This is a genomic window from Stenotrophomonas sp. YJH_SMC_32 (assembly GCF_059369975.1).
The window spans coordinates 57047-71707 of sequence record NZ_JCAFTE010000008.1 but is presented as its reverse complement, the minus strand read 5'-3'; the positions used below and the strand labels follow the sequence as shown (position 1 = coordinate 71707).

Here is a 14661-nt window from a genome sequence, read left to right as displayed (position 1 = left end):
CGTCTGACAGATCGTGGCGGCTGTTGGTAGGTGTCGACCTTGGTCAACACATCTGTCAGGTATCGACAATCAGAATGGGGTCAGATCCGTTTTCCTCCGGAAAACGGATCTGACCCCAAGGTCATTCCATCAGATCGCGAAAAACTGTCGAAGGCGGGGTGGGTCCGGTTGCGGGGGCGTGAGCCGCATGGATGCGGCGACCGAGCTTACATGGACGTACTTGCAGCGTCCCCCGCAACCGGACCCACCCCGCCACCCCTCAGGAAACCCGCTTCTGCTGTTGCTTCGGCCGTTGCCGTTGCCCCTGCGGGTGCAGGGCTGCAAGCCCCGCCAAACCACCCTCAAACTTCGCAGTTGGCGAACACGTCGCGATCGCGCTCGTACAGCGCCGTCTTCACCTGCATCAGGCCCAGCACCGACGGGAACAGGTTGTCGTGGTCGGTATACGCCGCCGAACGCTTGCGCACGCACTGCAGATCCAACCCACGGCTGCTGGCGAAGCCCGGCGAGAACCACATCGTCATCGGTACGCGGGTCTGCTCGGCCGGTGCGATCGCATACGGCACGCCATGCAGGAACAGGCCCTTCTCGCCCAGCGATTCACCATGGTCGGACAGGTAGATCATCGCCGTGTCGTAATCCTGCATGCCCTGCAGGGTACCAATGGTCTTGCTCAGGAAATGATCGGTGTACAGCACCGCGTTGTCATAGCTGTTGGTGATCTCTTCGCGCGAGCAGCGGCCGATGTCACGGGTGTCGCAGGTCGGGGTGAAGCGGCGGAACGCGGGCGGATAGCGCTCGAAATAGGCCGGGCCGTGGTTGCCCAGCTGGTGCAGCACCACGACCCGGTCGCCGGGCTTGGCCCGCACTTGGGTGGCCAGGTCCTGCAGCAGGATCTCGTCCATGCAGCGGCCATCGGCGCACAGGCCGGATGTGGTGGCGTCGGACAATGACTGGAAGTCCAGGCCCTCGCACACGCCCTTGCAGCCGGACTGGTTGTCACGCCACAGCGGCGCGATGCCGGCGCGGTTCAGTACGTGCAGCAGCGACTGGTGCGCACGGATCTTCTTCTCGTCGTAGTCGTGGCGGCCCCACGGCGAGAACAGGCACGGCAGCGAGACCTCCGTGCTGGTGCCGCACGAATGCATGTCCGGGAAATTGATCACGCTGGCCTGCGCCAGTTCCGGAGTGGTGTTGCGGCCACCGTTGAGGCCCCAGTTCTGCGCACGCACGGTCTCGCCCATGACGATCACCAGCAGGCGCGGCTTGCTGGCCGGCGCTCGCGGAGTGGCCTTGGCGTCGGTGCCGATCGGCAGCTTCGGTGCGCGCTGCACCGGGTTGTCGCCACGCAGCGCACGCGGCATGCCCAGCAGCACGTTGGCCGGGGTGGCGAGGTAACGCACTTCGCGCTGGTTGCGCATCAGTGCCGAAACATCCTGGAACGAGATCAACGCGCCGCCGACGGCGGTCACCGCGGCCACCGCCAGGAACCCCAGTCGCCACAGCAGGCTGCGGCCCCAGCTGCGGCGACGCAGCTGCACGCGCCACAACACCGCCATCGGCAACACCGCCAGCAACAGTACCGGCCACAGCAGCGACACGGTCATCAGCTCGCGGCTTTCCTTGGGGTCGGTCGCCAGTACGTTGCGCAGCATGTCCGCATCCAGGTAGATGTGGTAGCGGCTCATGTAGTGCGCGGCGAATGCGGTCACCAGCAGCAACAGGCTGATCACCACCTTGGCGTTCCAGCGCCAGACCAGGATGCCCAGCAGCACGCCGTGAGCGCCCAGCAGCAACAGCAGCAGCGAAAGCGCGTAGCGCAGGCTGCCTGGATGGCTGGCCATCGCGCTGTGCCAGAACAGGCCATTCCCGGCTACCGCGAAGAACAGGCTGGTCAGCGCGATCAGCGCTTCGGTGGACAGCTGCGGCCGCCAGTGGCGCAGACCCGCAAGGGCGGGGAGGCGGGCGGGCCGTTGGACCGATGCACTCATGCGTTTGCCTCCTGGCGGTTGGGACGGTCCCGCTGACGGCGTGTCAGGACGCGTTTGACGATCAGATACAGGCCGAGCGAAAGCAGCCAGCAGATCAATGCGGTGGCGACGTCATGCGAGAGGAAGTGCGCGCCGCGCAGCTGCTGGCTGATGCCGAACACCAGACCGGTGCCAAGACCGATCCACAACCCGGCCCAGCGCCATGAAGGGCGCCACAGCAGGGCAAAAAAGTAAAGGGACAACCATGCATAACCCGCGCTGGCGTGGCCCGCCGGGAAGCAGGCCTGCGCGGCCATGCCTGCGGGGCGCGCCGTGAAAAGCCCGATGAAAGGCTGGTGGCCACCGTAGCGCAGCAGATCCCAGGGGCATTCCATCGGCACCAGCGACTTCAGCAGGGAGATCACGCCGGTGCCCAGTGCAATGGCAATTACGACATAAAGCAGCGCCCACTGCAGGGTGCGATCGCGACCCTTACGCCAGTGATGGAAGCACAGCAGGAGCACGACCAGCGCCGCCGCAGTGCTCAACCATTTACCGGCCTTGTGCACGACGCTGCGGGTGATCCAGGCGTCCTGCAATGCCCAATGGGCGCCCTCAAGACGGAACAGGTGGTCGGCCACCCACTGATCGCCGCCGAATCCCATCAGCAGCGCAAACACGGGCAAACCGATTGCGACAGGCAGCCAGATGTGCGTTACGGCAAATTTTGACGCCAGTGGCGATGTCGCAAGCGGTGCTATCGCATCAAGGGGACGGACGGGCATGCGGGGAAGGGGCGGTTCGGGAATCCGCGGTCATGCTCGTCACCTCGATGTCGGAGAAGGGTCGGACGCTCGTTCGTGCCTGGTTAATGCTTGCCCGGCACGTGTCAGCGTTCAGTCTTCTTCGGCGGTCGATCCTGTCCGCTCGGCATGGCATTCCGGGTTCCATGCAGTACCGGGAAGCAGTTGCCAACGATTCCTGTTGGCAACACCGATATCGATCACCTTGGCCGGATCCACGCAGGGACTCATCGCCTCGTCCAGCACCAGCAACCAGCGCTTTTCCGGCGCTTCGGCGAGCCAGGGGCCGGCATCGTGCCATTGCTCGGCCCAGGGCCGCTTGAAGCCGAACTCGCGTACCGGGCGGTCAGCCTGCAGCAGGTTCTGCTCGCGCCAGGCGACCAGCGCCAGTTCGGCGTCCGGACCGATCCGTGCGCCGACGCGGCGCATCAGCGCCGATGCCGATGCGTAGGGATCCAGTGCCGGAATCAGCACCAGGCCGTAGAGCATCCACAGCATGCCGTGGGTCAACAGCACCAGTGTCGTGGCGCGGCGCACCCGCAACCAGACGACCAGCGTGGCCAGCGCGATGGCGAAGGTCAGCAGGCCATCACCCAGCACCGGCAGCAGCGCATCGGGCATGGCCCGGCGCTCCAGTTGCGCCAAGGCCCACGGGTGCTCGGTCATCAGCATCACGCCGAGCACGCCGGTGGCCAGCATCAGCACCACGCTGTAGCCGAACAGATAGCGGCGCACGCACAGCCGGCGCAGCAAGCCGGGCAACAACGGCGCAACCGCCAGTGCCATCGCAGGCAGCATCGGCAGCACATAGACCTCGCGCTTGCCCGGGCTGGCGCTGAAGAACACCAGCACCAGCAGCGCCCAGCCCAGCAGCAGCCACTGCCGGCGGTCGCCCCGGCGGATGCGGCGCCACCACGGCTTGAACAGCAGCGGCAGCAGCAGGCTGCCCGGCAGCCATAGGGTCAGGATCACCTGCAGGTAGTACCAGGCCGGTTGGCGATGGTGCCAGGCGTTGGCATAGCGGGTACCGGTCTGCTTGAACAACAGTTCATGCGCGTAGGCCTGCAGTTCGGCGCTGGGCGTGTGCAGCAGCGCCCAGCCCAGCGGGGCAAGCCACACCGACACGCCCAGCAGGAAGGCCGGGATCAGCCACAGCAGCGTTGCCGGGTGGGGGCCGTCCACGCTGCGACCGCGGCGACGCTGGTACAGCCACCAGCCGAACCACGGCAGGACCATCAGCAGCGGCAGGAAACCCACGCCTTTGGTCACCGTGCCGAGGCCAGCGGCGAACCCCGCCAGCCACAAGGCAGCCAGGTTGCGGCGTTCGCACAGGTGGCGCATCAAGCCCCACAGGGCCACCGTGGTCATGCCGACCAGCACCATGTCGATCTGCGCGCGCTTGGCCATCAGGCCAAACTGCAGGGTGCAGAACAGCGCCGCCAGGGCGTACAGGGAATGCCGCGGTGACCACAGTCGGCGTGCCAGATCCGACACCAACCACAGGCTGAGCAGGGCGCCCAGCAGCGACGGCAGCAGGAACGACCACTGCCAGCTGCCGACGATCTCGTAGGCCGCCGCCTGCAGCCACATGAAGACCGGCGGCTTCTCCGCATACAGCTCCACGCCCCGGTGCGGCAGCAGCCATTGCCCGCTTTCGACCATGGTGCGGGCCGCCAGCACGAAGCGCGGCTCGTCCGGTGGCTGCGGCTGCCGAAGGCCGATCCCCGCTGCCAGCGCAGCAACGATCAACAGCCACAACAGGGGCAGGCGCCAACGGCGGGGCAGGGCTACGGGCACGGCAGGCTCCGGGAGCAAAACGGCCATTCTGAGGTGGCGGGGGTTGGAAAAGCGTCAGAGGAGGCCGGGGCGACCGCATTCCGACATGCGCAGCGCTACCATGGTACGAACTTCCGTGGATGTTTCGTGCATGCGTCTGTTGGTGATCGAGGACAACCGCCAGCTGGTGGCCAACCTGTTCGACTACTTCGAGTCGCGCGGGCATGTGCTCGACGTGGCCCCGGACGGCATCACCGGCCTGCACCTGGCCGGCAGCCACCCCTACGACGCGGTGATCCTGGACTGGATGCTGCCACGCATGGAGGGGCCGGAGGTGCTGCGTCGCCTGCGCGCCGAGCACGCTTCGGAGGTGCCGGTGATCATGCTGACCGCGCGCGACGAGCTGCCGGACAAGATCACCGGATTCCGCGCAGGTGCCGACGACTACCTGACCAAGCCGTTCGCCCTGCCCGAGCTGGAAGTTCGGCTGGAGGCGCTGCTGCTGCGTGCGCAGGGCCGGAACCCGCGCAAGCGCCTGCAGGTGGGCGACCTGGTGCTGGACCTGGCGACCCTCGAAGCCCAGCGGGGGGGGCAGGTACTCCACCTGTACCCGGCCTGCCGCAAGCTGCTGGAGGTGCTGATGCGTGCCAGCCCCGGTGCGGTCACCCGCCAACAGCTGGAGTTCGCCCTGTGGGGCGATGAGCCACCGGATGGTGACCTGCTGCGCTCGCATGTCTACGAGCTGCGCCGCAGCGTCGACGGTCCGTTTGCCGACAAGCTGATCCACACCCTGCCGCGGGTTGGTTACCGTCTTGCGGTGACTGCGGCCGCCGGTGCAGGCAAGGATGATGATGAAGGCGCGTAGGCCGGGCCCGCTGTACCGGCGCGTGGTGTGGTGGTTGCTGGGCTACCTGGCCCTGCTGTCGATCGCCGTGTTCAGCGTCGGCAACTACGTGCACGAACACGCCGAACATGCCGCCTGGCGCGCGCTGCTCAATTCCGAACTGGACAGCATCGTCGAGCACGTCGAGCATGAGCCGCACTATCGCTGGCAGGATTCGGACACGCTCAGCCTGTACCGCTTCGATGCAGTCAACCTGCCTGACAGCCTGCGTACGCTGCATCCGGGCCTTCACGACGGCGTGATGATCAAAGGCCGGGAGACGGCGGTGATGGTGCGCGAGACCCGGTCGATGGGACGTGTCGCGCTGGCGCTGGACATCTCCGACTTCCATGACCTGGAGCAGTTCGCCACGCGCTGGGTGATGCTGGCCGGGGTGATCATGATCTTCGTCACCGTGCTGATGGCGTCCTTCGGTATGGAACGCATGGTGCGCCCGTTGAGCCTGCTGGCCCAGCACATCGGCGCATTGCGGCCGGGCGTTCAGGGCCAGCGCATCGAGGTCGACCCGCGCGGCAGTTCCGAGCTGCACACCATCGCCGATGCGCTGAACGACTACCTGGACCGCAACGAGCAGTTCGTCGAGCGTGAGCGGGTCTTCATCAGTACCGCCAGCCACGAACTGCGCACGCCGATCGCAGTGATGACCGGTGCAGCCGAGCTGGCGCTGGAGCAACCGGGCTTGCCCGAACGTGCCCGCCAGCAGATGCAGCGGGTCCTGCGCACGGCACAGAGCGTGGAGCAGCTGATCGAGCTGCTGCTGGTGCTGGCGCGTGATCCTGCGCGCCTGGCCGCGCGTGCCGAGCGCATCGCACTGGACCAGCTGCTGCCGGAGATCGTCGACGACCATCGACACCTTCTCGGCGACAAGGACCTGAGCATCGGTATCCAGGCCGCGCCGGTGGATATCGTCGCGCCGCTGGCGGTGGTGCAGGCGGCGATCGGCAACCTGCTGCGCAATGCCATCGAAAACAGCGGCCGCGGCCATATCGAGCTGCAGCTGAGTTCGTCGGCGGTACTGACGCTGCAGGACCCCGGGCATGGGATGAGCCCGGAGGAGATCGCGGCGATCCACGCGCGCATGGCCCGCGGTGAGCGTGCCGATCGAGGCAGTGGCATCGGCCTGGACCTGATCGCGCGGCTGTGCGAGCACCTGGGCTGGACGCTGCAGTTGCAGCCCTGCCAACCGCGCGGGACGCGTGTCACCCTGGACTTCGGCGCTTCGCGCCCCGCCTGATCGGACGGCCGACCTGCTCCGCGCTGCGGCATGACCCGGCGTGAAGACAGTGTTAATCTCGACCTGCGCCGCTTCATGCGGCGCTTTTTTTTCCCGCTCTTTCGATCGACAGAGGATCCCATGCCGACCGAACCCGCTACTGCCCTGATCAGCAACGATATCGTTGGACTGGGCCTGATTGCCGCCACCCTGGCCCTGATCTTCTGGGCCGCCAGTGGTCCGACCCCGCTGTTGAAGAAGATCTTCGCCTGGGTGCCGGCACTGCTGCTGTGCTATTTCATCCCCGCCATCTACAACACCGCCGGTGTCATCGATGGCCACAACACCTCGCTGTACAACCCGGTCGCGCGTGACGTGCTGCTGCCGGCCGCGCTGGTCCTGCTGACGCTGTCGATCGACCTCAAGGGCGTCATCAAGCTGGGGCCGAAGCTGTTGCTTGTGTTCTGTGCCGGTACCGCTGGCATCATGCTCGGTGCGATCGTCTCCTTCCAGCTGATGAAGCTGATCCATCCGGAAACGGTGGCCGGTGATACCTGGGCCGGCATGGCCGCACTGGCCGGCAGCTGGATCGGTGGCGGCGCCAACATGGTCGCCATGCGTGAGGTGTTCGGCACCGACGCCACCACCTTCGGCCAGTTCGCCGTGGTCGACGTGGCCTGCGCCAGCCTGTGGATGGCGATCCTGCTGTTCCTGGCCAACCGCGCGCAGCAGATCGACACCCGCAACGGGGCCGATACGCGCGCCATCGACGAGATGAAGGCACGCATCAGCGCCTACGAGGCACAGAACGCGCGCATTCCCAGCATGACCGACCTGATGGTGATCGTCGGCGTGGCACTGGGGGGCGTCGGCCTGGCCCACGCCATCGCCGCACCGCTGTCGGGCTGGTTCAAGGCCAACGTCAGCTGGGCCAGCCAGTTCAGCCTGGACAGCCAGTTCGTGTGGGTGATCCTGCTGTCCACGGCGATGGGCCTGGGCCTGAGCTTCACCCGTGCGCGCCGGCTGGAAGCCGCAGGCGCTTCGCGGTTGGGCACGGTGTTTCTGTACTTCCTGATCGCCTGCATCGGCATGCAGATGAACCTGCTGTCGCTGCTGGATCGGCCGTGGCTGTTCCTGCTCGGCGCGATCTGGATGGCCACGCATGTGCTGGTGCTGTGGGTGGTGGCCAAGCTGCTGCGCGCGCCGCTGTTCTTCTTCGCGATAGGTTCGCAGGGCAACATCGGGGCGGCCGCCTCGGCACCCGTGGTAGCCGCGGCCTTCCATCCGACGCTGGCGCCGGTGGGGGTGCTGCTGGGTACGGTGGGCTATGCCACCGGTACCGGGTTGGCTTATGTCACCGGCCTGATCCTGAAGTGGATGGCCGGCGCCTGAGTTCTGACCGGACGATCCTGTTGCGGGTTCGCGGCGTGCGCCGCGAACCCGCTCTGCCCGTGTAGGGCCGAGCCCGCGCTCGGCCTTTTTCAAAGAAGGGGTCAGATCCGTTTCCCGGAGGAAACGGATCTGACCCCGGACACCATTCGATCAGCGGCGGTCTTCATCCACGCATGGCGTGGATCTACTGAAGGCCGCTGCAGCGCTGTCGAACCTGAGCATCAACAGCAGCGGCCACCATTGCGTCCGCCGTAGCGCGCTTCCTGGCGCTCGCGGAAGAACGTCTTGTAGTCCATCGGCTCCTGGTCCGGATGCTTTTCCAGCATATGCCGGACGTAGTTGTCGTAATCAGGAATGCCACAGCACAGTCGTGCGGTCTGCACCAGGCGCCGCCAGATGCGGCGGTGCGCCTGGTACTGGCCGGCGGGAACCAGTTGCGTACTCATCACAGATCCACCATTTCATGCGGCTTCAGCGCCACGTAAGGGGTCTCGCGGTCGCTGCGCTGCGGATTGCGGCGTGCCGCCAGGATGGTCTTGATCGAATACACCAGGACTGCGCCCACCACCAGCAGGAACAGCGCGGTCAGGCCGGTATTGACGTAGGCGTTGACCACGATCTGCTTCATCTGCGCCACCGACTTGGCCGGCGCCGTGATCGTGTCGCTGGCGAGCGCGGCCTGGAACTTGTGTGCCTGTGCCAGGAAACCCTGCGCCGGGTTGCTGTCGAAGATCTTGATGAAGCCGGCATAGGTGGTGCAGATCAGCAGCCACACCGCCGGTACCGCAGTGACCCACGCATAGCGGTCGCGCTTCATCTTGAACAGCACTACCGTGCCCAGCATCAGTGCGATACCGGCCAGCATCTGGTTGGAGATGCCGAACAACGGCCACAGGGTCTGGATGCCGCCGAACGGATCGACCACACCGGTGTAGAGCAGGTAGCCCCACAGCGCCACGCAACCGGCGGTACCGATGATGTTGGCGGTCCACGACTCGGTCTTCTTCAGCGCCGGCACGAAGTTGCCCAGCAGGTCCTGCAGCATGAAGCGTCCAGCACGGGTGCCGGCGTCCACCGCGGTCAGGATGAACAATGCTTCGAACAGGATCGCGAAGTGGTACCAGAACGCCATCATTGCGTCGCTGCCACTGGGGATTGCTTCGTGCAGGATCTGCGCGATGCCCACCGCCAGTGTCGGCGCGCCACCTGCACGATGCAGGATGGTCGGCTCGCCGATCGCCGCCGCGGTCGCGGTCAGCTGCTCCGGCGTGATGGTGAAGCCCCAGGTGTTGGTGATGTAGTGCGCCGCCGACGCAGCATCGGCACCGATCACCGCAGCCGGGCTGTTCATCGCGAAGTAGATGCCCGGGTCGATGATCGATGCGGCCACCAGTGCCATCACCGCCACGAACGATTCCATCAGCATGCCGCCGTAGCCGATGTAGCGCATGTGCGCTTCATTGGCCAGCAGCTTCGGCGTGGTGCCGGAGGAAATCAGCGCATGGAAACCAGAGACCGCACCGCAGGCGATGGTGATGAACAGGAACGGGAACATGCCGCCCTTCCACACCGGGCCGTCGCCACTGGCGGCGAACTGGGTCAGCGCCGGCATCTTCAGTTCCGGCATCACGATCAGGATGCCGACGGCCAGCGCGATGATCGTGCCGATCTTGAGGAAGGTCGACAGGTAGTCGCGCGGGGCCAGCAACAGCCACACCGGCAGCACCGATGCGACGAAGCCGTAGCCGATCAGCATCCAGGTGATCTGGGTGCCAGTGAACGTGAACGCCGGGCCCCACACCGGGTCGGCGGCGACCTTGCCGCCGTACCAGATCGCGGCCAGCAGCAGGATCAGGCCGACCACCGAGATCTCGCCGATCTTGCCGGGGCGGATATAGCGCATGTACACGCCCATCAGGATGGCGATAGGCATCGTCGCGATTACCGTGAACATGCCCCACGGGCTTTCGGCCAGCGCCTTGACCACCACCATCGCCAGCACCGCCAGGATGATGATCATGATCAGGAACGCACCGAACAACGCAATGGTGCCGGGTACCTGGCCCATCTCTTCTCTTACCAGGTCGCCCAGCGAACGGCCGTTGCGACGGCTGGACAGGAACAGCACCATGAAGTCCTGCACCGCACCGGCCAGCACCACGCCCACCACCAGCCACAGCAGTCCAGGCAGGTAGCCCATCTGCGCGGCCAGGACCGGGCCGACCAGCGGGCCGGCGCCGGCGATGGCGGCGAAGTGGTGGCCGAACAATACGTGCTTGTTGGTCGGCACGTAGTCCAGGCCATCGTTGTTGATCACCGCCGGCGTGGCCCGGGTCGGATCGAGCTGCATCACCTTGTTGGCGATGAACAGGCTGTAGAAGCGGTAAGCCACCAGGTACAGCGACACCGCGGCGACGACGATCCACAGCGCATTGATGTGTTCGCCGCGGCGCAGGGCCACGGTGCCCAGACAGAAGGCGCCGAGCAGGGCGAGGACCGCCCAGCCTATTTTGGAAAACCCTTTCATGAGGTGCTCTCTCCCGGAAAGACAGTCAAAGAGTCCCGCGTGCCCTCGACAGGGTCAATTGGCACAGGACGAATCGGCGGTAGTACTTTGGTCGTACGCTTGTTGTGCTGACGTGCAGCGAACATCAGGGATGGAACAATCGGTTGCGGCGCCGTCCATTGGCGTGTGGCCGTGCGGCGTCCATCTTCAGTGGCATCCATCCAACAGGAGTCGCCATGAGCTTTCCCGAACCGGTCCGCGTGCTGCGGACCATCCGTGGCATGCCCACCTCCGACGGTGCCGGAGTGCGCCTGACCCGCGTCATCGGTGGCCCGACGCTGCCCGACCTCGATCCGTTCCTGCTGCTCGACGAATTCGGCACCGACCGCGCCGAGGACTACATCGCCGGTTTCCCGGAGCATCCGCACCGCGGATTCGAGACCGTCACCTACATGCTCGACGGGGGCATGCGGCATCGCGACAACCATGGCAACGAAGGCCTGCTGACCCCGGGCAGCGTGCAGTGGATGACCGCTGGCCGCGGCCTGGTGCACTCGGAGATGCCCGAGCAGGAAAGCGGGCAGATGCGTGGCTTCCAACTGTGGGTGAACCTGCCGGCGAAGGAGAAGATGACCGAGCCGAAGTACCAGGAGTTCGCGCCTGAGCGGATTCCGGTGGTGCACCCGGAAGCGGGCGTGGGGGTGAAGGTTATTGCTGGCACGGTCAATGGCACCCGCGGCCCGATCGTGCAACCGGCCACCGACCCGCTCTACCTCGACATCACGCTGGCGCCCGACCGTGCCTGGACCTATGCGCTGCCGGAAGGGCACAACGCCTTTGCGTACGTGTTCGAAGGTGGCGTGACCGTGGGTGAGCAGGACGCCGCGCGCGACGTCGCCCGCCAGGAACTGGCGGTGCTGGGCGGTGGCGAGCAGTTGCACATCTCGGCCGGCAATGAAGGCGCGCGCCTGATCCTGGTGGCCGGCCGTCCGCTGCGCGAACCGGTGATGCGCCACGGGCCGTTCGTGATGAACACGCGGCAGGAACTGATGCAGGCCTTCGTCGATTTCCAGGAAGGCAAGTTCTGACGTAGTACCGGCGGCTGGCCGGCAACTGCCTCGCATGTAGGCGGATCGGGGTGCCGGCCAGCGACCGGCACAACCGTTGGATGGGGTCGCGCTGCGGGGATGCTGCCAGGCAGTCATCCCAGTCATCCTCAGCGCCCGGCGGCCACGGCCGACGGGGTCAGGCTCATGCCCTGCGCCAGCTGTTGCAGTGACCCCAGCTCCTGCGCGCTGTCCGGATACAGCGAAATCTGCGCGTAACGCCCCTTGTCGAGCTTGACCACGCTGATGCGCCGTTCGGCATACCCCGGCGGTTGCTGGCCGCCCAGGTCGGGCTGGTACCAGTACAGCGATTCACCGCCGAAGCTGCCTTTTTCCTGCCGCAGCGAGCGGTTCAGCGGAATGGACGGGTCACGCGCGCTGAGCATCAGGCTCAGCACTTCGCGGCCATCAGGGGTGCTGGCGCGGCAGACCAGGAAATCGGCCTGCACCTGCTGCTGCCACTGCAGACCGCTGCTGGCCGGCAGCGAAGGACATTCGGACGGCGCCTGCGCGGCGGCGTGGGCCGCAGCGAAAAGCAGGCTCGACAACATGACAGGCACGAACTTCATGCATCCCCCAAGGTGATGAATTGGTTGGCTTCGCCAGCAGAGCCGGCGACCATGGCATCCCATCCCCGGACGCCCCCCATCCGGCATGTGCACGGACGGTCAACTCAACCTTAACGGAACGTGAGCAATCGCACAATTCGCGGTTGCAAGCGCAACCATTGCGGCCGAGGGTCGGCCGCAATGGTTGCTGCGGGGATCAGCGGTCGTTGCCGATCCACTTGTAGATCAGGCCGCCAATCGCGCCACCCAGCAACGGGGCGACCCAGAACAGCCACAACTGGCTGACCGCACCGCTGCCGGCGAAGAAGGCCACGGCCGTGGAGCGGGCCGGGTTCACCGAGGTGTTGGTGACCGGGATGCTGATCAGGTGGATCAGGGTCAGCGACAGGCCGATCGCCAGCGGGGCGAACCCGGCCGGTGCCTTGCCGTGGGTGGAGCCCATGATCACGATCAGGAACACCGCGGTCAGGACCACTTCGCACAGGAAGGCCGCAGCCACGCTGTAACCACCGGGCGACAGCGCGCCATAGCCATTGCTGGCGAACGCTCCGGCCTGGCTGCCATCGATGGCGAAGCCGCTGGCGCCGGAGGCGATCTGCAGCAGGATGAAGCCGGCCAGCAGGCCGCCCGCAACCTGGGCGATGATGTACGGCACCAGGTCCTTGGTCGGGAAACGACCACCGGCCCACAGGCCGACGCTGACCGCCGGATTGAAGTGCGCACCGGAGATATGGCCGAACGCATAGGCGCCGGTCACCACGGTCAGGCCGAAGGCGAGCGCCACGCCGAGGAAGCCGATACCCAGCGGATTGCCGTCACCACCGAACTTGGCGGCCAGCACTGCACTGCCACAGCCACCCAGAACCAGCCAGAACGTGCCGAGGAACTCGGCGGACAAGCGTTTACCCATGCTCATGTGTTGCACTCCTTTGACGGTCGAAAGTGTGATTTATGTCACATTTCAATGATCAGCGGGTGACTGTAGCGTCAACGCCGGGTGCAGGAATACACCCTAGGATGTGTGCAACACGCGATGCTCAGTACTGCGGCAGCGGGATGAACTCCTTGTCGTCGCCGGGGATGGTGCCGAAGCGACCGGCTTCCCAATCGTGCTTCGCCTGCTCGATACGCTCTTTCGAGCTGGACACGAAGTTCCACCACAGGTGGCGCGGGCCATCCAGCGGCTCGCCACCGAACAGCATCGCCTTCACCGGTGTCTTTGCGCGCAGGCGGCCGCGTGCGCCGGCTTCGGGGATGACCAGGTGCTGTGCGGGAATGTCCACGCCATCCAACTGCGCGTCGCCCTCAAGGATGTACAACGCGCGCTCGCGGTGACCGTCGTCGATGTCGATTTCCGCGTCCGGGTCCAGATCGATCGCCACATTGAGCGTATCGGCGAACACTTTCACCGGCGATTCCTCGCCATAGGCGCGGCCAGCGATCACCCGAAGCCAGGCACCCTTGCGGCGCTGCTCGGGCAGGGTGGCAGCGGCATGGTGATAGAACGCCGGCTCGATTTCCTCATGCGACTTCGGCAACGCGACCCAGGTCTGCATGCCGTGGATCGGGTTGTCATGGTCGCGGTCCGATTGTGGCGTGCGTTCGGAATGGGCGATGCCGCGGCCGGCGGTCATCCAGTTGACGTCACCGGGACGAATCACCTGATCCGAGCCCAGGGTGTCGCGGTGGCCGATGGCGCCCGACCACAGATAGGTAACCGTGGCCAGGCCGATGTGCGGATGCGGGCGCACGTCGATGGCGGTGCCGGGGTGCATCAGTGCCGGGCCCATCTGGTCGACGAACACGAACGAGCCGATGCTGCGCGCCTGCAGGGTGGGGACGGCGCGGCGGACTTCGAGGCCGCCGATGTCGTGCACGCGCGGGGCGATGATGGTGGTCATGCGGGCGTTCTCGCTGGCAGGGATCAGGTGGTCAGCATCGCATGCGGCTGTGACGGGGACATGCCTCGTATGGGTAACAGGGTGTTCCAGCCAACGGCGCAGCCCCTCGTGGCTGTGGGGTTGGTCGCTGAAGGCGGAAGCAAGATCAAAAGCCGCGCTTGGCCGGGCGGGTGGGTGGCGCAGGGAACGCTGCAAGTACGTCCATGTAAGCTCGATCGCCGCATCCATGCGGCTCACGCCCCTGCGCCACCCACCCGCCCGGCCTCTGACAGTTTCCGTGTGCGTCCAGCCACGGAGAAGAAAATAGAAAATCAAAATCAAACGCCGGTCGCTTCGCTCTTGGTGTCGACCAAGGTCGACACCCGCCAGTTCGTAATGATCCGTGCTGAACAAGGTCGACACCTACAGCCATCGCAGTTCACCCACCGTCACCGGGAAACTGTCAGGGGTGGGGCGGTGTCGGGTTGCGGGGTGTCCGTGGCATGGATGCCGCGGCCAAGCCCCCAAGGACGGGTTTACGG

General features: G+C 65.9%; 12 protein-coding genes. 4 read left to right on the top strand and 8 right to left on the bottom strand.

The window, feature by feature from the left end:
• Nucleotides 1-341 precede the first annotated feature (341 nt).
• From AC5P7S_RS12025 to AC5P7S_RS12015, 3 genes are all read right to left on the bottom strand, one after another.
• On the bottom strand, nucleotides 342-1991 hold the full coding sequence (locus AC5P7S_RS12025) for a phosphoethanolamine transferase (protein ID WP_095378365.1): 1650 nt from the start codon (nucleotides 1989-1991) through the stop codon (nucleotides 342-344).
• A complete protein-coding gene (locus AC5P7S_RS12020) occupies nucleotides 1988-2755 on the bottom strand; it encodes a phosphatase PAP2 family protein (RefSeq protein WP_032954399.1) in 768 nt (255 codons plus the stop codon). The genes AC5P7S_RS12025 and AC5P7S_RS12020 overlap by 4 nt, the downstream gene beginning before the upstream one ends.
• Before the next feature lie 111 nt (nucleotides 2756-2866).
• Nucleotides 2867-4570: an ArnT family glycosyltransferase gene (locus AC5P7S_RS12015; RefSeq protein WP_005418279.1), complete on the bottom strand. Its 1704-nt coding sequence runs from the start codon at nucleotides 4568-4570 to the stop codon at nucleotides 2867-2869.
• Nucleotides 4571-4700: 130 nt separating this feature from the next.
• Between AC5P7S_RS12015 and AC5P7S_RS12010 the strand changes: the two genes are divergently transcribed.
• The 3 genes from AC5P7S_RS12010 (at nucleotide 4701) to AC5P7S_RS12000 (ending at nucleotide 8058) form a co-directional block, all read left to right on the top strand.
• Nucleotides 4701-5414, top strand: a complete 714-nt coding sequence (locus tag AC5P7S_RS12010) for a response regulator transcription factor (protein WP_005418278.1) — start codon at nucleotides 4701-4703, stop codon at nucleotides 5412-5414.
• Entirely contained in the window at nucleotides 5401-6687 is a 1287-nt protein-coding gene (locus AC5P7S_RS12005; RefSeq protein WP_005418277.1) for a sensor histidine kinase, read from the top strand. Before AC5P7S_RS12010 ends, AC5P7S_RS12005 begins: the two co-directional genes overlap by 14 nt.
• Nucleotides 6688-6807: 120 nt before the next feature.
• On the top strand, nucleotides 6808-8058 hold the full coding sequence (locus AC5P7S_RS12000; protein WP_005418276.1) for a DUF819 family protein: 1251 nt from the start codon (nucleotides 6808-6810) through the stop codon (nucleotides 8056-8058).
• A gap of 221 nt (nucleotides 8059-8279) precedes the next feature.
• Here the strand turns inward: AC5P7S_RS12000 and AC5P7S_RS11995 are convergent, their stop codons facing one another.
• A complete protein-coding gene (locus tag AC5P7S_RS11995) occupies nucleotides 8280-8504 on the bottom strand; it encodes a YbdD/YjiX family protein (RefSeq protein ID WP_005410613.1) in 225 nt (74 codons plus the stop codon).
• Nucleotides 8504-10585: a carbon starvation CstA family protein gene (locus AC5P7S_RS11990; RefSeq protein ID WP_005418274.1), complete on the bottom strand. Its 2082-nt coding sequence runs from the start codon at nucleotides 10583-10585 to the stop codon at nucleotides 8504-8506. Before AC5P7S_RS11990 ends, AC5P7S_RS11995 begins: the two co-directional genes overlap by 1 nt.
• Nucleotides 10586-10800: 215 nt before the next feature.
• Here AC5P7S_RS11990 and AC5P7S_RS11985 point away from each other — a divergent pair, with 215 nt between their 5' ends.
• The gene (locus AC5P7S_RS11985; protein ID WP_095378366.1) at nucleotides 10801-11652 is read left to right on the top strand and encodes a pirin family protein; all 852 of its coding nucleotides are present in this window, start codon (nucleotides 10801-10803) and stop codon (nucleotides 11650-11652) included.
• Between the two features lie 128 nt (nucleotides 11653-11780).
• Here the strand turns inward: AC5P7S_RS11985 and AC5P7S_RS11980 are convergent, their stop codons facing one another.
• The 3 genes from AC5P7S_RS11980 to AC5P7S_RS11970 all read right to left on the bottom strand — a co-directional run bounded on the left by AC5P7S_RS11980 (nucleotide 11781) and on the right by AC5P7S_RS11970 (nucleotide 14140).
• The gene (locus AC5P7S_RS11980; RefSeq protein ID WP_032954397.1) at nucleotides 11781-12239 is read right to left on the bottom strand and encodes a hypothetical protein; all 459 of its coding nucleotides are present in this window, start codon (nucleotides 12237-12239) and stop codon (nucleotides 11781-11783) included.
• Nucleotides 12240-12435: 196 nt separating this feature from the next.
• Nucleotides 12436-13155 carry an aquaporin Z gene (gene aqpZ / locus AC5P7S_RS11975; RefSeq protein ID WP_032954396.1) on the bottom strand — a complete coding sequence of 240 codons (720 nt, stop codon included), beginning with the start codon at nucleotides 13153-13155 and terminating at the stop codon, nucleotides 12436-12438.
• A 121-nt stretch (nucleotides 13156-13276) separates the two neighbouring features.
• Complete coding sequence (locus AC5P7S_RS11970; RefSeq protein ID WP_005418267.1) at nucleotides 13277-14140, bottom strand: pirin family protein; 864 nt, start codon at nucleotides 14138-14140, stop codon at nucleotides 13277-13279.
• Nucleotides 14141-14661 lie beyond the last annotated feature (521 nt).

Bases quoted from the DNA above. Each gene is read 5' to 3' on its own strand.
- AC5P7S_RS11995 (WP_005410613.1), bottom strand. From the start codon at position 8,504: ATGAGTACGCAACTGGTTCCCGCCGGCCAGTACCAGGCGCACCGCCGC.
- AC5P7S_RS12025 (WP_095378365.1), bottom strand. From the start codon at position 1,991: ATGAGTGCATCGGTCCAACGGCCCGCCCGCCTCCCCGCCCTTGCGGGT.
- AC5P7S_RS11980 (WP_032954397.1), bottom strand. From the start codon at position 12,239: ATGAAGTTCGTGCCTGTCATGTTGTCGAGCCTGCTTTTCGCTGCGGCC.
- AC5P7S_RS12005 (WP_005418277.1), top strand. From the start codon at position 5,401: ATGAAGGCGCGTAGGCCGGGCCCGCTGTACCGGCGCGTGGTGTGGTGG.
- AC5P7S_RS12020 (WP_032954399.1), bottom strand. From the start codon at position 2,755: ATGCCCGTCCGTCCCCTTGATGCGATAGCACCGCTTGCGACATCGCCA.
- AC5P7S_RS11970 (WP_005418267.1), bottom strand. From the start codon at position 14,140: ATGACCACCATCATCGCCCCGCGCGTGCACGACATCGGCGGCCTCGAA.
- AC5P7S_RS11990 (WP_005418274.1), bottom strand. From the start codon at position 10,585: ATGAAAGGGTTTTCCAAAATAGGCTGGGCGGTCCTCGCCCTGCTCGGC.
- aqpZ (WP_032954396.1), bottom strand. From the start codon at position 13,155: ATGAGCATGGGTAAACGCTTGTCCGCCGAGTTCCTCGGCACGTTCTGG.
- AC5P7S_RS12010 (WP_005418278.1), top strand. From the start codon at position 4,701: ATGCGTCTGTTGGTGATCGAGGACAACCGCCAGCTGGTGGCCAACCTG.
- AC5P7S_RS11985 (WP_095378366.1), top strand. From the start codon at position 10,801: ATGAGCTTTCCCGAACCGGTCCGCGTGCTGCGGACCATCCGTGGCATG.
- AC5P7S_RS12000 (WP_005418276.1), top strand. From the start codon at position 6,808: ATGCCGACCGAACCCGCTACTGCCCTGATCAGCAACGATATCGTTGGA.